This is a genomic window from Alkanindiges hydrocarboniclasticus (assembly GCF_001982605.1).
In the GTDB taxonomy this organism is placed as follows: Bacteria; Pseudomonadota; Gammaproteobacteria; order Pseudomonadales; family Moraxellaceae; genus Alkanindiges; species Alkanindiges hydrocarboniclasticus.
Genome location: NZ_MLCN01000013.1, coordinates 36,444 through 58,653, shown reverse-complemented (window position 1 = coordinate 58,653; position 22,210 = coordinate 36,444). Strand labels below are relative to the sequence as shown.

Annotated in this window: 21 protein-coding genes; 12 read left to right on the top strand and 9 right to left on the bottom strand. The window is 49.3% G+C overall.

Going from position 1 to position 22,210, the window contains the following annotated elements:
- Window positions 1–48 precede the first annotated feature (48 nt).
- From BKE30_RS05565 to recG, 3 genes are all read right to left on the bottom strand, one after another.
- On the bottom strand, window positions 49–1,062 hold the full coding sequence (locus tag BKE30_RS05565) for a CorA family divalent cation transporter (RefSeq protein ID WP_076877615.1): 1,014 nt from the start codon (window positions 1,060–1,062) through the stop codon (window positions 49–51).
- Window positions 1,063–1,218: 156 nt separating this feature from the next.
- The gene (locus BKE30_RS05560; protein WP_076877614.1) at window positions 1,219–1,866 is read right to left on the bottom strand and encodes a ComF family protein; all 648 of its coding nucleotides are present in this window, start codon (window positions 1,864–1,866) and stop codon (window positions 1,219–1,221) included.
- A gap of 3 nt (window positions 1,867–1,869) precedes the next feature.
- The gene (gene recG / locus BKE30_RS05555) at window positions 1,870–3,918 is read right to left on the bottom strand and encodes an ATP-dependent DNA helicase RecG (protein WP_076877613.1); all 2,049 of its coding nucleotides are present in this window, start codon (window positions 3,916–3,918) and stop codon (window positions 1,870–1,872) included.
- 29 nt (window positions 3,919–3,947) lie between these two features.
- Between recG and BKE30_RS05550 the strand changes: the two genes are divergently transcribed.
- From BKE30_RS05550 to BKE30_RS05540, 3 genes are all read left to right on the top strand, one after another.
- Entirely contained in the window at window positions 3,948–4,769 is an 822-nt protein-coding gene (locus BKE30_RS05550; protein ID WP_076877612.1) for an SDR family oxidoreductase, read from the top strand.
- A 288-nt stretch (window positions 4,770–5,057) separates the two neighbouring features.
- On the top strand, window positions 5,058–6,065 hold the full coding sequence (locus tag BKE30_RS05545; protein ID WP_076877611.1) for a putative solute-binding protein: 1,008 nt from the start codon (window positions 5,058–5,060) through the stop codon (window positions 6,063–6,065).
- A gap of 107 nt (window positions 6,066–6,172) precedes the next feature.
- Window positions 6,173–7,165 (top strand): putative solute-binding protein, encoded by a 993-nt coding sequence (locus tag BKE30_RS05540; RefSeq protein ID WP_076877610.1) that lies wholly within the window; start codon window positions 6,173–6,175, stop codon window positions 7,163–7,165.
- A gap of 121 nt (window positions 7,166–7,286) precedes the next feature.
- Here BKE30_RS05540 and plsB read toward each other — a convergent pair whose 3' ends face one another.
- Window positions 7,287–9,884, bottom strand: coding sequence for a glycerol-3-phosphate 1-O-acyltransferase PlsB (gene plsB, locus BKE30_RS05535; protein WP_076877609.1), 2,598 nt, complete (start codon window positions 9,882–9,884; stop codon window positions 7,287–7,289).
- A 343-nt stretch (window positions 9,885–10,227) separates the two neighbouring features.
- Here plsB and BKE30_RS05530 point away from each other — a divergent pair, with 343 nt between their 5' ends.
- The 3 genes from BKE30_RS05530 to BKE30_RS05520 all read left to right on the top strand — a co-directional run bounded on the left by BKE30_RS05530 (window position 10,228) and on the right by BKE30_RS05520 (window position 13,779).
- Window positions 10,228–11,286 (top strand): magnesium and cobalt transport protein CorA, encoded by a 1,059-nt coding sequence (locus BKE30_RS05530; protein WP_076877608.1) that lies wholly within the window; start codon window positions 10,228–10,230, stop codon window positions 11,284–11,286.
- 123 nt (window positions 11,287–11,409) lie between these two features.
- Entirely contained in the window at window positions 11,410–12,273 is an 864-nt protein-coding gene (locus BKE30_RS05525) for an acyl-CoA thioesterase (protein ID WP_076877607.1), read from the top strand.
- A 207-nt stretch (window positions 12,274–12,480) separates the two neighbouring features.
- Complete coding sequence (locus tag BKE30_RS05520; protein ID WP_076877606.1) at window positions 12,481–13,779, top strand: dicarboxylate/amino acid:cation symporter; 1,299 nt, start codon at window positions 12,481–12,483, stop codon at window positions 13,777–13,779.
- A gap of 6 nt (window positions 13,780–13,785) precedes the next feature.
- On the opposite strand, the gene BKE30_RS05515 is transcribed toward BKE30_RS05520, so the two are convergent.
- Complete coding sequence (locus BKE30_RS05515; protein WP_076877605.1) at window positions 13,786–14,043, bottom strand: DUF2164 domain-containing protein; 258 nt, start codon at window positions 14,041–14,043, stop codon at window positions 13,786–13,788.
- Between the two features lie 42 nt (window positions 14,044–14,085).
- Between BKE30_RS05515 and BKE30_RS16315 the strand changes: the two genes are divergently transcribed.
- Genes BKE30_RS16315 through BKE30_RS05505 form a run of 3 tightly spaced genes read left to right on the top strand, consistent with a single transcriptional unit; the run spans window position 14,086 to window position 15,651 of the window.
- The gene (locus BKE30_RS16315; RefSeq protein ID WP_227518349.1) at window positions 14,086–14,259 is read left to right on the top strand and encodes a hypothetical protein; all 174 of its coding nucleotides are present in this window, start codon (window positions 14,086–14,088) and stop codon (window positions 14,257–14,259) included.
- Window positions 14,260–14,499 (top strand): GNAT family N-acetyltransferase, encoded by a 240-nt coding sequence (locus BKE30_RS16310; protein WP_227518348.1) that lies wholly within the window; start codon window positions 14,260–14,262, stop codon window positions 14,497–14,499. It abuts the gene before it with no gap.
- 36 nt (window positions 14,500–14,535) lie between these two features.
- The gene (locus BKE30_RS05505; RefSeq protein ID WP_076877604.1) at window positions 14,536–15,651 is read left to right on the top strand and encodes a metallophosphoesterase; all 1,116 of its coding nucleotides are present in this window, start codon (window positions 14,536–14,538) and stop codon (window positions 15,649–15,651) included.
- A 49-nt stretch (window positions 15,652–15,700) separates the two neighbouring features.
- Here the strand turns inward: BKE30_RS05505 and yihA are convergent, their stop codons facing one another.
- The 4 genes from yihA to BKE30_RS05485 form a co-directional block, all read right to left on the bottom strand.
- Window positions 15,701–16,561: a ribosome biogenesis GTP-binding protein YihA/YsxC gene (gene yihA, locus BKE30_RS05500; RefSeq protein WP_076877603.1), complete on the bottom strand. Its 861-nt coding sequence runs from the start codon at window positions 16,559–16,561 to the stop codon at window positions 15,701–15,703.
- A 165-nt stretch (window positions 16,562–16,726) separates the two neighbouring features.
- The gene (locus BKE30_RS05495; RefSeq protein ID WP_076877602.1) at window positions 16,727–17,191 is read right to left on the bottom strand and encodes an Rrf2 family transcriptional regulator; all 465 of its coding nucleotides are present in this window, start codon (window positions 17,189–17,191) and stop codon (window positions 16,727–16,729) included.
- 161 nt (window positions 17,192–17,352) lie between these two features.
- Window positions 17,353–18,567 carry an NO-inducible flavohemoprotein gene (hmpA, locus tag BKE30_RS05490; RefSeq protein ID WP_076877697.1) on the bottom strand — a complete coding sequence of 405 codons (1,215 nt, stop codon included), beginning with the start codon at window positions 18,565–18,567 and terminating at the stop codon, window positions 17,353–17,355.
- Window positions 18,568–18,691: 124 nt separating this feature from the next.
- On the bottom strand, window positions 18,692–19,915 hold the full coding sequence (locus BKE30_RS05485) for a PLP-dependent transferase (RefSeq protein WP_076877601.1): 1,224 nt from the start codon (window positions 19,913–19,915) through the stop codon (window positions 18,692–18,694).
- A gap of 229 nt (window positions 19,916–20,144) precedes the next feature.
- On the opposite strand from BKE30_RS05485, the gene BKE30_RS05480 reads away from it, so the two are divergent.
- The 3 genes from BKE30_RS05480 to rplC all read left to right on the top strand — a co-directional run bounded on the left by BKE30_RS05480 (window position 20,145) and on the right by rplC (window position 22,204).
- A complete protein-coding gene (locus BKE30_RS05480; protein ID WP_076877600.1) occupies window positions 20,145–20,942 on the top strand; it encodes a type 1 glutamine amidotransferase in 798 nt (265 codons plus the stop codon).
- A 205-nt stretch (window positions 20,943–21,147) separates the two neighbouring features.
- Complete coding sequence (rpsJ, locus tag BKE30_RS05475; protein ID WP_026472332.1) at window positions 21,148–21,459, top strand: 30S ribosomal protein S10; 312 nt, start codon at window positions 21,148–21,150, stop codon at window positions 21,457–21,459.
- Between the two features lie 106 nt (window positions 21,460–21,565).
- On the top strand, window positions 21,566–22,204 hold the full coding sequence (gene rplC / locus BKE30_RS05470) for a 50S ribosomal protein L3 (RefSeq protein WP_076877599.1): 639 nt from the start codon (window positions 21,566–21,568) through the stop codon (window positions 22,202–22,204).
- Window positions 22,205–22,210: the final 6 nt, after the last annotated feature.

Here is a 22,210-nt window from a genome sequence, read left to right as displayed (position 1 = left end):
TTGTAATCGCATTTTTGCAAATTACAAACATTAAATGCTGTAAGTGACTTATATCCACTTTTTAGCACGGAAGTAAATAAGAGGTCCAATAAAAAATAGTAAGACAATAAGTATTACCAGAAAAAAACTGTAGTGCCCCTGTGCAAACGGCAGGCTATCGGTATTCATGCCATAGATGCTGGCAATCAGCATTGGCGGGGCTAACATGCTGGGCAATATGGAGAAGCGACGGATCGTATCACTTTGTTCGGTGTTAATAAAACCTGAGGTGGTATCCAGCAGGAAGCGTACTTTTTGATACAAAAAAGTATCGTGTTCAACCAGTGAACGCACGTCTTCGGTTAATTCCCGCACGTCAACATCATAAATATGGCTACCCAGCGCACGTGGACGGCTTAAAAAAGTCAGTACGCGGCGCAAGTCAATCAGGCATAACTGGGCTTTTCCTAGAACATCTTCCTGCTGGGCCAGCCGGGTTACCATGTCGTCCAGGTCCAGCACATTTTCACGGTGATGGTTGTTGAGCACTTCGGTAGAGTATTTTTCCAGATCGCGGTGTACGTCTTCCAGAATATCGGCCAGTTCATCAACCTTGGCTTCCAGCAGACCCAGCAAAATCCAGATGGGGTCTTTGTAGTCAATGTCATAGTCATTGCGACGGGCACGGGCACGAAAGGCCCGAAACGACACCAGTTTTTCACCACGCAGGGTATAAAGCCGGTCCTTGCTTAAAATAAAGGCAACGGTCTGGGCAGTGGCCAGTATGTGGCTGTTGTCTTCATCTTCATTGTCAGCTTGCAGGCTTTTATTCTTGGATAAAAAATAGGTGCTGATATGCAGGATGCCGTCATCATCACGGTAGTAGCGTGCCGAGGATGAAATATCTTCCAGCGAGCGAATGGTCGGCAGGTTTTGACCATAGGCCTCTTCAACCCACTGCTGTTCTTCCTGTGTGGGGGCAATCAGGTCGATCCAGACCAGTTCCTGCTCAAGGTCAAAACCACCCCGGACGGTGGTATCCTGTAAGCTGCCGCGCTCGGTGGCAAAAAAGGCTTCGAGCATACAATAAGCTCCCTTGCGCGAAATAATGATCAGTTAAACAGCGCTAAACGTGGCGCCTATTCTATTCATCTATTTGAATAATGGGCAGGGGTTAAGTGGTATTTTTACCAAAAAATCTTGCCAAGTTACCAGTTTATGATTGCTTGGCCCGAACTGTTAAGCCTGCGCAATCACCAGACTCTGGATTTGTTGTACCCCTAAACTCTCTAGCTGTTGATGTATGGCATTTAGGGTGCTGCCAGTGGTGATGACATCATCAATAATCAGTACTTTACGATAAATAACCCGGCACTGGGTGGTATTTATATAGAACGCATCCTGCAAATTGGTTAAACGCTCGGCACGTGACAGGTTTTGCTGGGCTGGTGTATGGTGCCGGTTTAAAGGCTGCCACACTGGAATCTGCCATGCTTTGGACAGTTCATGGGCTAGCAGCGAGGCCGGATTAAAACCGCGCGTGACCAGTCGCTCCGGTGAGCTGGGAACTGCAATCAGTGCCTGAACAGATGGCCTGGATGTGCGCAGCAAAATGTCACGCAAGACTGGCAATACATCCAGCCGTTGCTGGTATTTATACAAATGAATCAAACGGTCAACTGGCCAGCCATAATGGCATGCAGCCTGTACTGGATGCGAGATGCTCTGATTTGAAGCTGAGGCGCTTTGTAGCAGCCATGGCAATTCAGTCCAGCACGACTTACACAGGCTATGTTGAAGCTGAACCGGATAAAGCTGACACAGCAGGCACGTTGCAACATGACGACTGCCCAGTGCTTGTACTGCCTGCATTAGACTGGCGATCATGAATTAAACATACGCATAGCGTGGGGCTTCCGGTAGCCAGCGCTGTAACAAAGGTTCAGCCAGCTCAGCATGCTGTTTTAAAATTAATGCGGCAATACGCTGTGCCTGTGGCAACAGGTATTCATCGCGTTGCAGGTTGGCCAGCCGAAAACCGAGCAGGCCGGTTTGTCGCGTTCCCAGAATTTCACCGGGGCCGCGCAGTTCAAGGTCTTTTTCAGCAATCACAAAACCATCGGTACTGGCGCGCAAGGTAGCCAGCCGCTCTGTGCCATTTTCAGACAATGGCGATTTGTACAGCAGTACACAAAAACTGGCGGTACTGCCACGGCCCACGCGACCACGTAACTGGTGCAACTGTGATAGTCCCAACCGCTCGGCATTTTCAATAATCATTAGCGAGGCATTGGGCACATCCACACCCACTTCAATTACGGTGGTGGCAATTAACAAATGCAGTTCATTATTTTTAAAGGCACGCATGACGGCCTGTTTTTCTTCCGGCTTCATGCGGCCATGCACCAGCCCTAACTTAAGATGCGGCAAGCGTTCCGACAGGTCGGCAAAGGTGTCCTCAGCCGCTTGTGCATCCAGACTTTCTGATTGCTCTACCAGCGTACATACCCAGTAAGCTTGGCGGCCTTCGGTACAATTTGCTGCTACCCGTGCAATGACCTGTTCCCGTTTTTCAAACGGAATAGTGACCGTGGTAATCGGGGTGCGACCCGGTGGCAGTTCATCAATAATGGAGGTGTCCAGATCCCCATAAGCGCTCATGGCCAGCGTGCGTGGGATTGGCGTTGCGGTCATTACCAACTGGTGCGGTGTTGTGCCTGCACTGCCTTTTTCACGCAGGGCCAGCCGCTGGTCAACACCAAAACGGTGCTGTTCATCAATAATGACTAAGCCCAATTGTTTAAAGGTCACATTGGCCTGAAACAGCGCATGCGTGCCAATTACCAGTTGCGCCTGTCCGGTTCTGACCAGATGTTCAGCCAGCTCGCGTGCCTTGCCTTTTTGCTTGCCGGATAGCCAGGCCACCTGAATGCCCAATGGCTCAAACCACTGGCTAAAGTTAATAAAATGCTGTTCGGCCAGAATCTCAGTAGGGGCCATCAGTGCTACCTGCCAGTTGCTTTCCAGCACGTGACAGGCGGCCATGGCAGCCACCAGTGTCTTGCCTGCGCCCACATCTCCTTGCACCAGCCTTAGCATGGGCTTGCTTTGGCTTAAATCCTGCAATATTTCCATACTTACCCGCTGCTGGGCATTGGTGGGTTTAAAGGCAAGGCCCGCTAGCAGTTCTGTAATCAGTTGCTTGCTGGGCAAAATGGCAGGCGCGGCAATGGATTGAATATAATAACGGCGTGTAAGCATGCTAATCTGATGGGCAACCAGTTCCTCAAAAATCAGGCGTTGCTGGGCCGGGTGACGGCCTTCAGCCAAATCAAAGACATTGGCATCCACCGGGGGCTGATGGATATAACGCAAGGCGGCCTGCATGTCATAGTGCTTGACACACTGGCTGGGCAAAAGTTCCGGCAGATGCTGCGAATAATTGTTCAGTGCCTGATCCACAAACTGGCGCAGCTTGGCCTGCGTAAGCCCTTCGGTGGTGGGATAAATGGCAGTTAGGCGCGAGGCAGGCAGTGGTTCATCCGGACTGACGAACTGGTATTCGGGGTGATACAGCTCAAGGCCCCGCGCGCCTACCCGCACCTCGCCAAACACCCGCACGCTACTGCCGACCTTGAATCGTTCTTTAAGGCTTTTGTACACCTGATAAAACCGCAACGTGACCTTGCCCATGCCATCACTGATCTGAATGGCCATGGAGGCACGCTTGCCCGGAGGAAAGTCCACCGACTGAATAGTGCCTTGCAACAGCGCCGTTTTGCCGACAAATAGCTGGCTCATGGGAATGATGCGGCTACGGTCTTCATAGTCGCGCGGCAGGTGAAACAGCAAGTCTACAGGCGTGTAAATATGCAGCTTGGCCAGCAGTTGTGCGGCAGCTTCTCCTACACCCGACAAGTCACGAACAGTTATACTCATGCGCAAAGTGTAATGGCAGTTGATGAAAAATGCATGTGTTGATTGTAGGGCTGGGCAGCATTGGCAGCCTGCTTGCGACAAATCTGGTCGCCATGGGCCATCAGGTAACTGGTCTTAGCCGGCGCTCCCGATCCATAGCAGGAGTAACCTCAATAACACAGACGGTCCATCAGGCCAGTCTGGATCAACTGTCTCCCGTAGACTGGGTTTATGTTGTGCTGACCCCCGATGAAAGAACGGCTGACAGCTACCGGCATATTTTTATAGACAGCATTGCGCCACTGCATCAGGCACTGCGGCAGCATCCGGTGCAGCGTGTGGTTTTTATATCGTCCAGTAGTGTATACGGCAGTGGACAGGGCGAGTGGATGGATGAAAGCACGCCAGCACAGCCGGATACGCCCACTGCTCAGGTATTATGGCAGGCCGAGCAGCACTGGTTTAATACATGGGGCAGCACCCTGAGTATCGTACGGCCCAGTGGGATTTATGGACCGGGGCGCTTGCGGCTGATTGACTGGGTGAAACAGGGAAAACCCGTCAAGCACAACCAGTGGACTAACCGTATACACAGTGATGACCTTGCAGGATTTCTGGCCCATCTGACGACCTGCGCTGTACCTGAACCCCTGTATCTGGCGACAGACATGCAGCCCAGCCTGCAACATGAGGTGCTGGCTTATCTGGCACAGCAACAGGGGCTTGAACATGTGCGGGCTACTGAAGCACCCGTTACTGGAAAACGGTTGCATTGCCATGGTTTAACTCAAAGCGGCTACCGGTTGAAATACCCGGGTTATCAGGACGGCTATAGCATGATTCTGGCATTATCCAGCGAAAACAGACACTAAATGATTATTGGTAAAACAAATACCTGTCCAGCAGTTTGACTGTTTTTTTGATAAATATGGGTGGTTTTTGCACTTGCAATGTGAATGGATTTGGTTTTTGATTGGGGGTTAGCAACAGTATCTTTTTATTGCTGCTAATCAATGACAGGATTAATCCCGGGGAAAAGATTTCGGTGATAGCAAACCGGATTAAGCAGGTCAGGAAATGGCCAGTGCAGAGAAGCCGGGGATACTTTTAATACCGCGTGTAATGGGCTACACGGAACAACAAGATAGGGACTTGCTATCATGGATAAAAAAGGTAAATCGTCAGTAAAAAACCTGCTGGTACTGACTGGTCTTTTGGGGCTAATGAGCAGCGCAAGTGCACAAACCATCTGTGCGTTTGACCTTGGTGGGGCTTCTGGCGATAACTATGCGCTCATGAAAGACTACGTGCTGACTGCCAAAAAATGGAATGTGGACATTACCCTCAAGCCGTATAGTAATGAAGGTGCGGCCCTTCAGGATTTTAAGGCCGGGCAGTGTGATGGGCTGGTGGCAACCAGCTTTGTTACCCGTAACTTTAACAGCTATACCGGTTCAATCAATGCCATTGGGGCCATTCCCAGCAACGTGATTGCGCGCAACCTGATGTTACTGATGGGAAACCCCAAGGTGGCGGGCGACATGGTTGAAGGCGATTATGAAGCTGCGGGCATTATTCCTATTGGCTCTGCCTATTTGACCACCAAGGATCGCACCACCAATACACTGGCCAAGATTGAAAACAAGCGCATTGGTGTGCTTGAGGTTGATCCGGTACAGCGCCGCATGGCCATCAAGGTCGGTGCCAAGCCGGTATTGATGACCATTGATAATGCCGGCAACAAGTTTGAGGCTGGACAAATTGATATTTTACCTGCTCCCAGCATGGCTTTCATTCCACTGGAAGTCTATCGTTCCATGGGTGCCAATGGCGGGGTAGCGCGCTTTCCCTTAAGCTTTATGTCGCTTAACCTGATTTTAAAGAAAAGTGCCTATCCGGCAGGCTTTGGCCAGAAAAGCCGTAGCTGGTTTTCCAGTCAGGCCCCACGCCTGATGAGTAAGGTAGCACGGGATGACGCTAGTGTTCCTACAAAATACTGGTTTGATATTCCAAGTGAAGACCAAGTGGGCTATTTGCGTATTTTGCGCCAGATGCGTATTGAATTTGTGCAAAATAAGACTTATAACCCTCGCATGATGAGCCTGTTAAAACGCCTGCGTTGCCAGCAGGATGCCACTAATTATGAGTGCGCCTTGAAGGATGAGTAATCGCAGGATGAATAACAGAAAAAAGATAAATAACAGCCGTAGCGAGGGAAGATGAATTTTTTCAACGGAAATTTCAATTAGCGCAGCCACTGAAAAAAAAGGAATTTTTGAGGTTTGCCCTGTCATCGGTATTATTGGCAGGCAGTGTTGCAACCACCAGTACTGCCCAGGCCCAGACCCTGTGTGTGTTTGACCTGAGCGGTACTTCTGGTGATTATTATGCTTTTATGAAGGATTATGCACTGGCTGCCCAGAAATGGTCAGTCATGATTGATCTTAAAGCCTATAACAAGGAAGAAAAGGCAATCAGTGATTATAAGCAGGGCAAGTGTGATGCAATCAGCGCCACCAGCTTTAGTACCCGTGAATTTAACAAGTTTACGGGTTCAATCAATGCGGTTGGTGCCATACCCAGCAATACCGTAGCACGTAACCTGTTGCTGCTGCTGGGTCATCCCAAACTGGCCCCTGAAATGGTAGAAAATGGCCATGAAGCACTGGGGGCCATTCCCATTGGTTCTGCTTACCTAACCGTGAAGGATCGTAGTGTCAGCAGCCTGATTAAAATTGAAGGCAAGCGGGTGGGCGTGCTGGCCAGTGATCCAGTACAGCGGCGCATGATTGAACGCGTGGGTGGTGAGCCTGTGCTCATGGAAGTGGATACTGCTATCCTGAAAGTGCAGGACCCAAAAGTTGATATTGTGCCCTTACCTAGTTATTCCTTTGAAGCTTTTGAGCTGTATCGGGCACTGGGCAACAAGGGTGGCATTGCTCGCTTTCCGATCAGCTTTATGACCATGAATGTGATTGCGCACCAGAATGCATTTCCCAAGACCTTTGGGATACAAAGCCGGGCATGGTTTGCATCGCAATCCCCACGGCTAATGAAAAAAATCCAGTATTACGACAACAAGGTGCCCGCGCGCTACTGGTTTGATATTCCTGCCGATGACCAAGTGGGATACTTTCGCCTGATCCGTCAGATGCGGCTCGAGTTTGTGCAAAACCAGATTTATCATCCCAAAATGATGAATCTGCTCAAGCGCTTGCGTTGCCAGCAAAATCCGCAGGAACCAGAGTGCAAAACCAGAGGTGAATAACCTCATCGTTAGCTAGTAACGTCATCAATAAAAAATCCCCTTGGCAATATAGCAAGGGGATTTTTTATGGCGTCAGGTTGCAGCAAGCAGGGGTCAATGCCACGTTTTTAACCTGACACCATTACTTGTTGCGCTTGCGGCGGGATTTTTGTTTTTCCAGTGCAGCAATGGCAGCAATCACTTCTTCATCGCTAAAGTTGGTGATGTGCTGTAAATGATTCATGGTGTCTTCATCCAGCACCAGACGGGCGTTGTCCGCCATGTTAATCAGGCCTTCATCAAAATAGAGCACCTGATTCTCGTCCAGACGGATGTAACCCAGCTGGGTCAGGGCGCCAATAAAGCTCTGGAACAGGGTCTTATCAAAGAATTCTGGCGAATTGAACTCATACAGGACGGATAAGCGCTGGCCCAGCAGGTGGCTTAAGTCCTCAATTTGCCGTGAAGTCACCCGGCCAGATCCGCGTTGCCGTAACAATGCCAGCGTCATGAAGTAGCGTTCCAGACTTTGCTTGACCGGCGTGGCCAGTACACTGAGCTGGTTATAGCTTTCGCTGTTCGGCGCAGGGCTGTACAGGGTGCCACGGCCATCATCCATAATCAGTTCGCAACCAATCAGCGCTTCCACCACATGGTCAATTACATCCGGCAAATGATCTGCATCCCATTTGAGGAACAGCTCGGCTTTCAGGAATGGATACAGGGTCTGGATCACACTGTTGATATCTTCACGGATGATTTTGCCATTGTGCTGTACCAATGAGGCAATCAGTGACGGCAGGATAAACAGGTGCAAAATGTTGTTGCGGAAGTAGGTCAGCAGCACAGCCTGATTGTCTTCAATGGCAATAATATCGCCCAGTACATGATGCACGCGCTTGATCAGTTTGAGCTTAAGGCCATAGCCAATAATTTCCTTGCCCGGCAGGGATGTGACTTCAACGCGCTCATCATATGGGGCCATTTCAACCAGACGGCGGTAAATGTCCAGCTGCTTGATGCAGACTTCTTCATCCAGTGCATGCTTGGGCGTGGACAGCAGTACCAGCGACAGCAGCGATACCGGATTAATCACGGCAGCCCGGTTGATGTTCTGCATGATTTCTTCAGCCACTGCATTGACTGCGGCAGAGGCTTCTTCCGGCAACGGCTGATCATTGCTGGTGAGGCGAATCTTGTCAGCATTATGCCGTGCCAGCATTTGATCCAAAAACACCGGTTCGCCAAAGCTGACATGCACCTTGCCAAAAATCCGCTCAATCTTGCGTGCTGCCTGAATCAGGCCGAAAATCGACTCGGCTTCCTTGGGCTTGCCCTGCATTTCGCCCACATAAGTACCGCCTTCCATCAGGCGCTCATAGCCAAAATAGGTGGGAATAAACACCACGGGCTTGCCACCGCCACGCAGCTTGCTGTGAATGGTCATGGCCAGCATACCGGTACGTGGCCGTAGCAGGCGTCCTGTACGCGAACGGCCGCCTTCAATAAAGTATTCCAGCGGGGTATTGCGTACCAGAATGCTGTGCAGGTATTCCTTGAGTACCGCGCTATACAGCTCAAGGCCCTTAAACGAACGACGGATAAAGAAAGCACCGCCACCGCGCAGGAACTGCCCCAGCAACGGCAGGTTCAGGTTATCACCCGCTGCAATATAGGGAATCATCAGGCCGCGCTTGTAAATTACATACGACATCAGCAAATAGTCGATATGGCTACGATGGCATGGGGTATAAATAATTTCGTATTTTTCGGCCAGTTCACGCACAGTCTGGAAGTGATGCACCTCTACCCCGTCATATAACTGGGTCCACAGCCAGGCCAGCCCACGCTCAAACACCCGCACGCTGGATGGCGAGTAATCAGAAACAATTTCGTCCAGATAACCTGCTGCCATTTGCTCAGCCTGAGTCGGTGTAATGTTGCTGCGGATAACTTCCTGCTTGAGTGCACTTTGTATATCACGGGACTGAATCAGGCCACTGACCACATTGCGGCGGTCAGACAAATCCGGCCCCAGAATCACTTCACGCTGCTTGGCCAGATATTCGGTCAGGTCACTGACAATATAAGTGGCCGGGGCAAGGTTGGGATACTTGACCAAGGCTTCATTCAGCATCTGGCGCAAGGAACGCGCTTCGTGAAACTCAAGATAAGTCTGGCGGCCATGTACGCCAATATTGACCAGTTGCTTGAGCGCACTGGGCGTGGCCCATGAGTCGGTCACCAGCAGCTTGAACCAGGATTCTTCTTTTTCAGGCGCACGGCCCCACAATACAGTCACTGGCACCAACTGGATATCCAGCTCCGGGTTTTTTTCCAGTACTTCAATCAGCCTGAGCAGGCGAGGGGGAAAGGTATAGTTATTAGGATAAAAATTATTGCGTTGTGCCCGTTGCTGCAAAAAGATAATGGACGCATCTTCATTTAAAAGCTGGCTGTCCATGCTATCCAGTGCAGCAGGCAGCTCAAGGCGGCGGGTTTCGCTATCGAGCACCAGTGCATTACTGCGCGAATAATTTTGCAGGATATAGCAAACCGGCTGGGCGGGGCTGGAGCCGTTCTGGGCATCCACGGCAGCCGGAATATCCTGTTCTTTTGCACTGGTGGACAGTTTATCCGTTGCAAATGATTCACCCAGAAGTTGCGGGGTAACAAATGTACTCAGCAGCTTGCCTGAAACCCGACGATACATCTGGGAAAAACTATTCTTCTTTGCCATTCAATAATCCTGCCTGCTGATTCTGCTGGTTCAATGTTGCTTGTTCAAGCAATGCATTTGTTGATTGCGCCTATTATTACCCAGCGCTCAACAAAAAGCCTTGACCGTTTTCATAAAATTTGTCGATAAAAGCCGCAATAAGAAACAGTTGTCGATAAAACTGACTTTTTGGCACTGGGCAAGCATGCCATAACATATTGCTGCATCACATTAGCGTTTTGGATAATGAATGATACAGCCGCGCTATAACAACAGTACCATTAAAGTTATACGCAACGTTTTGTGTTTTTTTAATAGACTGATCTTTATGGATTAAATTTGTATAGCAAAATGGTTTCTGATTATGCCGCTGCAAACCTGCCAGCCCAACCGGCCTGATGAACACATGCCTGAGCAACCTGCCAGCCCCCGTGAGGTGCATTGCCTGCTGTATGACCGCTCCAGCGGCAAGGCTGTTGGCGCTGTAGCACTGGCTGAGGTCAAGGCTGCACTGGAGCAGCATCCGGATTATTTTGCATGGATTTACCTGCTGCGCCCGGAAAGTGAGGTGTTGCAGCAAATCAAGCAGGATTTTGGCCTGCATGAACTGGCCATTGAAGACACCACGGCGTTATTTCAGCGCACCAAGATTGAAACTTATGGTGACACGCTGTTTGTGGTGTTTAGTACCGTGACACAAAATACCCAGTTGGATCAGCTGGAGTTTGGCAGTAGCAATATCTTTTTAACCGATCGCTATATTATTTCGGTACGGCAAAGTGATGCGCTGTGTGAAAGACAGGTGGTCAGCCTGTGTGAAGCCAGTCCACATCAGGTAATGCATGGCCCGGCCTATATTTTTTATGCGCTGATGAACTGTCTGGTGGAGCAATATCTGCCAGCCATCGCGCACCTGCATGACCGGCTACAGGACCTCAAGCAAAATATTTTTACCGACAGGTTTCACCGGCAAACACTGGTCTATCTATATTCCCTTAAGGAAGAACTTACCAATTTTCATCTGGCGGTGGTGCCCACCAAGGAAGTGACCTGTTACCTGATTGCACACCAGTCGGCTGAACTGATGAAGGTAATTCCCAAGGAAGTGATTCCCTACTTTCGGGATATTCAGGACAAAATCCTGAGCACGCTGGACATTATCCAGAGCCAGAGTGAAATGCAAAAATCAGCCATGGATGTGCATATGGCGCAGGTGAGTTTAAGCCAGAACGAAATCGTCAAGCGGCTGGCGTCATGGGCGGCCATTCTGGCAGTTCCCACCCTGATTTCCAGCGTCTATGGCATGAACTTTGACAACATGCCGGAGCTGCACTGGCCAATTGCCTATTTTATCGTGCTGTTAATTATGGTGACTTTAAGCTCATTTCTGTATTATCGACTCAAGCAGGTGAACTGGTTATAGCAGCAACTGCCTGATGCATTTTGCTAAAATGCCAAAAGTTACTTCACAGTCATGTTTTTTGGCGGTATCTGGCCATATTTATGTTTATGGTCAAAAAAACATGAGTTATGACATGGGTTTATGATGAATCAATTAACAACCGAACTGGTTGAGCTACTTACCCTTGAGAAGCTTGAAGAAAACCTGTTCCGTGGCATTAGCCGTAATATTGTGGGCAAACGTGTGTTTGGTGGTCAGGTACTGGGGCAGGCCCTGCGTGCGGCTGCCATGACAACAGATCGTCCGGCCCACTCGCTGCATGCCTATTTTCTGCATGGCGGCGATATCAAGGCACCAATTATTTATCAGGTTGAACACCTGCGTGATGGCAAAAGCTTTGTCAGCCGTCAGGTCAAGGCCTTGCAGCATGGCAAGATTATTTTCATGGCCATGATTTCCTTTGCGCCGCAGGAAGAAGGCTTGAATTACCAGACTTCCGAGCCTGAGTATCCAGCACCGGAATCGCTCAAAACCGAGCAGGAACTCAAGGAATCAATTGTCAACTTCCTGCCGGAAAATGTGCGGGTCAATTTCATGCGCGAGCGTCATATCGACATGCGCTATGTGAGCGTCACTAATCCGTTTACCCCGCAGCCAGAAGCGCCCTCGCGTGCACACTGGATGAAAACCTGGGACAGCCTACCGGATGATGAAGGCCTGCATCAGGCCATTGTGGCGTTTAGCTCGGACTTTGCCTTAATGGGCACGGGCCTGATGCCGCATGGCATCAGCTTTATGACGCCGAATTTGCAGGCTGCCAGTCTGGATCATACCCTGTATTTCCATAAGCCGGTGCGTGCCGATCAATGGCTGCTACATGACATGGATGCCACGGTAACAGCCAGCGCCCGTGGCCTGAATTTTGGCCGCATGTGGCAAAATGGCGAACTGGTGGCCAGTACCGTACAGGAAGGCCTGATGCGCGTGCGGGAAACCGAAGAACGTTAAGCCGTCTATGCGGACGCTGTAGCTTAATAAACAGCTAATAATTTTAAAAAGCCATTCCTGAGTTCACCGGAATGGCTTTTTTATTGTTTTTAAAGGATCACCATAAAAACTTTGCAGCAAAAAAATATTTTACAGCTCAGCCAAAACTCGCCATGATGCCTGCATACTTTAAAAGCTAAACACTGGTTTATGCGATAGGTCTATGCCATGCCGTGGATAAAATCATTAAATACCCAAATTTTTGTTGCTGCGTTACTGGGCATTGTTTTTGGCGTACTGCTTACCCAGCTTGCTGCTGATTCTGTCATTTATCAGGCCAGCATGTATGGTCTGGGCATTGCCAGCAGTATTTTTATTGGCCTGCTTAAACTCATTTTAATTCCACTGATTTTTACCTCTATTGTGGTTGGTGTGGCCAATTTGCAGGCGCATGCACAAATCCACCGGGTATGGAAAGTCACGCTGCTGTGTTGTCTCACCACCACCACGCTGGCGGTAAGCTTGGGAATTATCTGTGCACACCTGTTTGAGCCGGGGCAGGGCTTGCGTATTGAGCTGTTCCAGCAGGCCATGAGTGGCTTTGAGGTCAAGCAGCAGTTTTCTCCCTCTGAGTTTATTGGCCAGTTTATTAATGGCGTACTGGTAAATCCCTTTAAGGCCATGGCGGAAAATAATGTACTGGCCGTGGTGGTGTTTGCCTTGCTGGTTGGTGCGGCACTGGTGGCTGGTGGCCCGCGCTATCAGGTTATTCATGGTTTTTTTAAACAGTCATTTCAGCTCATTATGCAAATAGTTAGCTGGATTATGTGGCTGGCACCCATTGGTATTTTTGCCTTAATGGCCAAACTGATTGCCAGCGAAAGTCTGGATGTACTGGGCAGTCTTGCCACATTTGCTGTGGTGGTGACTGGCAGTACTATTTTTCATGGTCTGGTGGTGCTGCCCGCCCTGTTATGGATTTTTGGCAGAATGTCGCCGCTAAGATTTTTTCGGGGAGCGCGGCCTGCACTGATTACTGCATTTGCAACCAGTTCCAGCTCAGCCACCATGCCGGTGAGCATGCGCTGTGCCGAGCAAAATCTGGGGGTTAATCCGGGCGTGGTGGGCTTTGTAGTCCCGCTGGGTTCACAAATGAACATGGATGGCACGGCATTGTATGAAGCGGCGGCCGCCTTGTTTATTGCCAATCTGGTGGGAATGGATTTAAGCATTGGCCAGCAGGTTATTGTGTGCCTGACCGCCATGATTGCGTCCCTTGGCGCACCGGGCATTCCCAGTGCCGGTATGGTGACCATGATTATGGTATTGCAATCAGTGGGCCTACCTGCTGAAGCCGTGGCGATTTTATTGCCCATTGACCGTATTCTGGATACGGTGCGCACCGTGGTAAATGTGCAGGGCGATATGATGATTAGTGTGGTGGTACAGCGTTTTGCCGGACTGGACAACGCAGCAACCCAAAGTACAGCAGCAGTTCAAACCACACCTTCGCCGCCACTGGATTAATATAAGTTAGCGCGCTGAAAAATCAGTAGGTTTTTCCAGTTGATAAATAGCATCGCTCAGGTCATCCATTTTTTGGCTTAAGATGGCTTGGGCATCATACAGTCCGCGGTTATAAAAGAAATGACCAATTTCCACAGCAAAAAAATCCAGCAGGAATTCAGCATCAAAGCCACCAATATCCTGACCTAACTCTTGATTGAAGTAGCGCTGGATTTTTTCCACAATCAGGCTTTTTTCAGCCTCTGAAAATGTCGTGGCCTGCATGATTAACCTCGGCAATGAAAGGCAAACACTGAGTATAAACCCATGCAAACCGAAATACGCAGCTTAACAGCAGATGAATGTGATGTCGCTTACCGGCAGGCCGCGTATGCGCTTCTACAGGACAATGGCTGGTCGCAGCGGATTACCAGCCTTGAGCAGTTTGACGCCTTGGTGAATGCCTCGTCATGTAACTTTATTGCGCTACATGAGGGGTAGGTGATTGGCTATATTCGTGCAATCACCGATGGCTTGTCGAATGGCTATATTTCCATGCTGGTGGTTGCGCCAGCTCATCGCAATCGGGGGATGGGCCGTGATTTGGTGCAGGCTGTGATCAATAGCGCACCCAATGCAACATGGGTACTGCGTGCAGGACGTGAAGGCTCAGCCAATTTTTTTGAGAAACTGGGCTTTGAAGTGTCTACGCTGGCGATGGAGCGAAATCGCAAGTCCTAGATGTTCCAGATTTAAAACCTTAACAAGAGAAAATGCATGCGCTGGCTGTTTGTAGGAATTCTGGTGGTATTGTTTGAGCTGTTTACTTATGCCGCAGCACAGGGCTTGCGCTGGGGCTTTGCCAGTATGTTAAGCCCGCAACTGGCGCAGTATCTGTTATGGAGCCTGTTTGCCATCAGCAATGGCTTATTGCTGGTAGCGATCCTGCGGATTTTTAGCTTGGGTCTTAAAATTGCCATGACATGGCTGACGCTATTGTGGCTGGTAATTTTAACCACCATTGCCGTGGTACTAGTCAACATCATGCTTGGCTATGGCATGGATGCCCTGTATCAACAGCCATTTTACCAGAATTATGGCGTACTGCTGCTAATGGTACTGGGCTTTACAGGGCTGGTTGGTCTCAGCATTTATAACGCGTATAGCCCTATTGTGCGCAGGCTACGTATTACTACTACCAAACCATTAGACACACCGCTACGCATTGGCATGGTTTCGGATTTGCACTTGGGCCTGCTGGTGGGCAACCGGCAACTGGATCAACTAAGTGACATTGTTCAGCGTGAAAAAGTGCAGCTGCTGTTGATGCCGGGCGATATTATGGATGATGACATTAAGCATTATCAGGCCCGCCAGATGCAGAAAAACTTGCAGCAATTGGTGGATCAGGTGCCGCTTGGTGTATATGCCACCTTGGGTAACCATGACTTGTATGGCAATCGGGCACAAATCACTGATGCACTGCGGCAGGCCGGTGTACAGGTGCTGATTGATGAAAGCGTGCTGGTCAATAATCAGGTCTGGCTGGCCGGACGACTGGATGATATGGTGGGCAATCGCAAAGCCACCACGGAATTAATGCCTGCAAACCTGAATCAACCCATCATTGTGATGGATCATCGGCCCAGTGGTATTCATGAAAACAGCCAGTTACCGGTTGATTTGCAGGTATCCGGCCATACTCACAATGGGCAGATTTTCCCCGCCAATTTTATTGTAAAATACTTAAATACTGTGGCGTATGGCTATAAGAAAATCCGCAATACCCATGTGGTGGTCAGCTCAGGTTTTGGCTTTTGGGGCGTCCCGTTTCGCTTGGGATCACAATCGGAAGTGTGGGTCATTGAGATGATAGGGGAGAGTGAGCGATGAGAAATGAAATAAATATTAAAGTATCTATTTCATTTTCATACACTATCGTTTACTCATCCAGATCCTCATCACCCACTTCGGGAATATCGTCAATATTAATGCCTTCAAGCCCTGAGGCATCACTATTAATATCGGGATGAAGCAAGCTGATTTCCTGAATATCCAGGGTATTTTCCATCGGATTAATCGGCTTGCCATTCTCATCCACCACATAGTTCAGGCGGCCAGCCATCACCATGGCCAGTTCTTCCAGACCCAGCTTGCTTAACGATGAAAACAGCTGAATGGAAAAATCCAGCTTCATTTTTTTGAGTTCTTTTTTCACTTCCAGCAATACAGTGCTGGCTGGCCCACGATTGAGCTTGTCCGCTTTGGTCAGCAGGATATGCACAAACAGGTTACGATCTTTGGCCCATTCCAGCATCATGCGGTCAAAGTCCTTTAAGGGATGACGCACATCCATCAGCAGTACCAGACCCGTCAGGCTTTTGCGTTCAATCAGGTAATTCTGTAGCTCTTTTTGCCAGACTTTTTTCATTTCTTCCGGTACGGCGGCATAGCCATAGCCGGGCAAATCAACCAGACGCTGGTCGGGATTGCCCAGACTAAAAAAGTTGATCATCTGGGTACGACCCGGACGTTTGGATGCGCGCGCCAATTGATTTTGATCGGTAATGCAGTTAATGGCGCTGGACTTGCCGGCATTGGAGCGGCCCGCAAAGGCAATCTCAAAGCCGCTGTCTTCCACACACAGGTTCAGCTTGGGTGCGCTCATTAAAAACTCGGCCTTGCGCAACCAGTTCAGGGCGCTGCTGGCATAGGCAGAGGTGGCCGTATCTTCTTTTTTGGCGTAAGAAATCGGCTTGAAGTCGTGACGCTGAAACTTGGGTATTCTGGCTTTAGGGCGCATAGTCAAACAGGGCTCTAATGATCTAGGAGAGTGTTATCTGGGATGGTATGAGGTGAGAAATCATCTGGGTGCAGTATAAAGCCTTTTGCACGGCCTGTGTTTTTTCTTCGTGGCCTGTCGTGGTGATTGGGTTAGCCTTGCTCGGTCCAAATGATCAGGTCATCGCTATTGCGCCAGCAGCAAGTCCAGCACCGGAATGCGGTTATCGTGCTTAATGGCTTGATGCAGCGGTGTTTTAATCATGTCTGCCAGTGTGTATTGATCCAGATAGTCAAAAAACACCTGCAAGGCCTGATCCAGTGCCGGCTTGAGGATACAAATATTGATGAGGGTACAGGGCGTTGTGTGACAATCCACCAGTTGGTTCTGGGTGTTTTTTTCCAGCATTTTAATCGCCTCACCCATGCGGTATTCACTGGCAGGCCGCGCAAGGCTAATGCCGCCGCCCTTACCGCGCGTGGTTTGTACCCAGCCCTGCTTGCCCATAAAGTGCACTACCTTCACCAGATGGTTATGCGACACCATAAGCTCCTCTGCCATCTCACTGATGGTAAAGGGGGTTGAGCGGGCCGGCTGGGTCAGGTAAATCAGTACCCGCAAGCCAAGATCGGTAAACCGGTTTAATTGCATGATTCAGGTACACAAGCCTAAAATTACACAGAAACAGAAAATAGGTTGCTTAACATAAAAGCAAGGGTTAATCCTATCACAGATTAACCCTTGCTCGCAGAATAACTAAATCACCATCCGCTAAAGTGCAGTTGTGCTTAATATCAGAAGCGAAGACACTGTTAGCTAAAGTGTACCCCGCCAGTGCCAAAGGCTTCACTGTGGATTTGTTCAGGTTTAATGCCGCGTGCCACCAGTGCCTTATGTTGTTCCTGCATGAACGGTATCGGACCACACAGGTAATAATCGGCATCTACCGGCAATTGTTCAGCAGGCAACTCGGCCAGATTCAAACGGCCGGCACAGTGGTAATCCTGACCCAGCACATCACTGTCCTGCGGCTGCTCATAGGCCGTCCACAGGCTTAAATTGGGCTGCTGGGTTTTTAAGTCATGCAAGTGCTGCTTCATGGCATGCACCTGACTACCACGACAGGCATGAATAAAGTGTACCGGCTTTGGCATGTCCAGACTCACCAGATGATTCAGCATGGCAATCATTGGGGTTAAGCCCACACCGCCACTAATCAGTACATTGGTCTTAGTGCTATCAAACAGGAAGAAATTACCAGTTGGTGCAGTGACTTCAATCTCATCATTTTCCTGCAGGCTGTGCAGGGTATTGGATACCCAGCCGCCAATTTTGTCACCTTGGGCTTCTTCACGCTTTACTGAAATGCGCAAATGATCCGCACGCGGGCTATCCGATAAGCTGTACTGGCGAGGCTGCTTGTGACCCAGCTCAGGCACAGTCACCCGTACCGAAATATATTGTCCGGCCTGATGCGGTGGCAGTTTGCCCCCATCGCTGGGAACCAGATAGAACGAGGTAATCTCGCTGCTTTCCTTGACCTTTTTGGCAATTTTAAAGGTGCGCCAGCCCAGCCAGCTGCCTTGGGTTTGCTGATGTTCCTGATAAATCTTTTGTTCAGTTTCAATAAAGACATTGGCCAGTTGCCCATAAGCCGCTGCCCATGCTGCAATCAGTTCATCTTCCATCGGTACTTTCAGCACTTCGCTAATGGAATGCAGCAGGTTTTCACCCACAATATTGTAATCCGGGGCCTGAATATTCAGGCTCACATGCTTATGGGCCACCAGTTCAATCACAGGAGCCAGTACAGACGGGTCTTCAATGTTCTCGGCATAGGCCAGTACGGCGCCTGCCAAAGCCTGAGCCTGAGCGCCACTGCGCTGATGTGCCAGATTAAATGTTTCTTTTAAGTCCGGGTTATTGGTCAGCATCCGGTTATAAAAATAGCTGGTTAAGGCAACCCCATGTTCACGCAATACAGGAACAGTGGCTTTAACAAGATCTTTTTGGCTCTGGGTTAACATGGCAAGCATCTCTGGCTGTGCTATAAGATGTATATAAAATACATTTTATGAAATCCTGTTGTCAATATTTAATCCCATAATTTCTTTAAGTGATTGGTAAAATTTAATTAACCATTTGAAAAAATTATATTAATAATTTGTAAAGTGCTTGGTTAATGTCTGCAATAAGGTCTTCAATATGCTCCAGTCCAATACAAAAGCGAACTAGTACACCATTATAGGTTGGGCTAATTTGCCGCATGGAATTTAACTGATAGGGCATTACGAGACTCACTGGGCCACCCCAGCTATAACCCAGTTTAAATAGCTGTAAGGCATCACAAAATGCATCAACCTGCTCTAGTGAAAACTCTGGCTTAAACAGCACACTCACTAGTCCGGCTGCGCCATTGCTGACACCACACACCTGTTGCCAAAATGCATGTCCTGCGGCATCGGGCAGGGCAGGGTGCAGCACGTGTGCAAAGCAATCCTGCTGGCTTAACCAGTCTGCCAGTTGCCGGGTATTGTCATCCTGCTGGGCATAACGCAGCTGGATACTGGGCAGACTGCGAATAATCCGCTCTGCATCATCGCCACCAATGCCAATTCCCTGTAAGGCGTGGGTACGCAATAGCGCCAGATGCAGCTTACGTTGCCGTGTCACCATACTGCCCATCAGTACATCGGCACCCCCGCTGGGATATTTGGTTAAGGCATGCACACTGATATCCACACTTAAGTGTTCAACCGAAAAATCAAACGGACAAAAAGCCAGCCCGGCACCCCAGGTATTATCCAGTACGGTAAGAATATTGGCCGCCTGTGCCTTTTTTACCAGCCCGCACAGGTCGGGAAATTCCAGTGTCACCGACCCGGCCGCTTCCAGCCAGATCAGTTTAGCCTTGGGCGTAGGCTTAAAGCTGCTGACATCCAGCGGGTCATACAGGTAATATTCAATCCCAAACTGCGCCTTAAGCTGCTTGATCAAATCCTTGTTGGGGCCATAAATATTATCTGGTAGCCAAACTTCATCACCTTGCTGCAAAAACGTAAAGTTCACTAGGCTAATGGCAGACAAACCACTGGGGGCCAAAATGCAGTACTCACCCCCTTCAAGTGCGGCAATCCGGTCAGCCAGTGCATAGGTAGTTGGGGTGCCATGCAGCCCGTAGCTATAGTCATAATCATCCTGCCAGTTACGCTGGCGCATGGCCTGTGTAGATTCAAAAAACACGGTAGAGGCACGGTACACGGCAGGTTGTACACCCCGAAAACCTTCTGGAACCTGTTTATTAGGGTGAATCAGGCGGGTGCTTGCATGAATGTCAGCTAGGATGCTGGTTTTTGGTCTGGCTGAATCCGGCATGGCAAATCCATAAGGCAATATATGTTTGCACGCTAAATAAAGAATGCTGTTCTGGCAAGCTTAACCGTGCTTTATTTTTGTGGGCCATACAGAAAACAACATTAAGAATAGGCTGCAATTTGGCAACGGTTTTGTCTGTAAAGATAACACAGTCACAAAATGGCTCATGTTCTAATGATCGTTTTAGTCATGAGTTCAGACATCTAACTAAGCAGCCGGAGGAAAACTGATGCAGACAGCACTACGGGTCCATTATTTCCAGCACATCTTGCATGAAGGCTATGGCAGCCCGGAGCATTACCTGAAACAAAAAGGCGCTGTACTCAGCCACACCGAATTTTTTGCACTGGAAAAAGGGCAGCAGGCCAGTCATCTGCCCAGTACCGATGAGATTGACCTGCTGATTGTTATGGGCGGGGTCATGAGTGTCAACGATGAAGCCACCTATCCGTGGCTAAAGCAGGAAAAACAGTGGATTCGTGACTTTATGGCCAAGGACAAGCCGATTATTGGCTTATGTCTGGGTGGGCAGCTCATTGCCAGCAGCCTGGGCGCCCCCATTCATAAAAACAAGTATGAAGAAATTGGCTGGTGGTCTATTTTTAAGGTCGATGGTGCCGCGCAGCATGACCCTTCACAGCATATCTTTGATTTCCCTGACGACCTGATTGCCCTAAGCTGGCATAACGAAACCTTTGAGCTACCCGAAGGAGCAGTGCTGCTGGCTGGTAGTGCAGCGTGTTCAAAGCAGGCCTATCAGTACCAACACAATGTACTGGCCTTTCAGTTTCATCCGGAAATCACGCCTATCAATCTGGCCCTGTTTCTGGAAGAAAAGCCTGACATGGAAAACAAGGACGGCACGTATATCCAGTCATTCCATGAACTCATGGATACCTCACTGGATGTGTTCAAGCCTGCCAATATCATGCTGAATCGTGCCATCGATTTTGTGCTGCAAGCCACTGCGCGCCATCAAAAACCGGCTGCCTTGCAACCCGCCAAAAACAACGTACAGCCTACATAAGATTGCTTGCTTTTAAGCCAGTTTATCCATACAATAGCCAGCCTTCGAGAAACTCGTGTTTCTCAAGCGGCTGTGTTTTGCTTGTCAAAACCAGCCACCACAGTCGGGGCATCGTTCTCGACCTTAGTGATTTTCACTGCCTTTGACCCTCTTTGCCGAGGCGCGTCAAGGGTGATTCTTTATTATTTGGCTTGGAGTAACTGGTATGGCTAACCAGAGAATCCGTATCCGCCTGAAGTCGTTTGATCATCGTCTGATTGATCAATCTGCCCAGGAGATCGTAGAGACCGCTAAGCGCACTGGTGCGCAAGTTTGCGGCCCGATTCCGATGCCTACTCGCATCGAACGCTTTAACGTACTGACTTCCCCGCACGTTAACAAAGACGCGCGTGATCAGTATGAGATCCGTACCCATAAGCGCATGGTTGATATCGTACAGCCAACTGATAAAACAGTTGATGCACTGATGAAACTTGATCTTGCTGCTGGTGTAGACGTACAGATCGCACTGGGCTAATCCTCGATTAGTTGGTGTAGTGTTAAGGCTTTCGGTAAGTTGATGCAACTAAATGCTTTTAAACAGCAAAACTGCTCAACAAGCCGCTTTTTAAGAGGTTAAACAAATGGCTATTGGTCTAGTCGGTCGTAAGTGCGGTATGACCCGTATCTTCACAGAAGCCGGCGTCTCCGTGCCAGTCACGGTGATCGAAGTCGATCCAAACCGTATTACTCAAATCAAAACACTGGATACTGATGGCTACCAAGCTGTGCAGGTTACCACTGGCGAACGTCGCGATTCTCGCGTAACCAACGCCCAGAAAGGTCACTATGCAAAAGCTGGCGTTGCTGCTGGTCGTGTTGTGAAAGAGTTTCGCGTTAATGAAGCAGACCTTGATGGTCGTGAAGTTGGCGGCACTATCGGTGTGGACGTGTTCACAGTAGGTCAGATCGTTGACGTTACTGGTCAGAGCAAAGGTAAAGGTTTTCAGGGTGGTGTTAAGCGCTGGAACTTCCGCACACAAGATGCAACTCATGGTAACTCGGTTTCTCACCGTGTACATGGTTCTACTGGTCAAAACCAGACACCTGGTCGCGTGTTCAAAGGCAAGAAAATGGCCGGACACATGGGTGACGAGCGTGTAACCGTACAAGGTCTTGAAGTGGTATCTATTGACGCTGAACGTTCTGTTCTGGTGGTTAAAGGTGCTGTACCCGGTTCGATTGGTGGCGACGTTATCGTTCGTCCTACCATCAAGGCCTGAGGGATA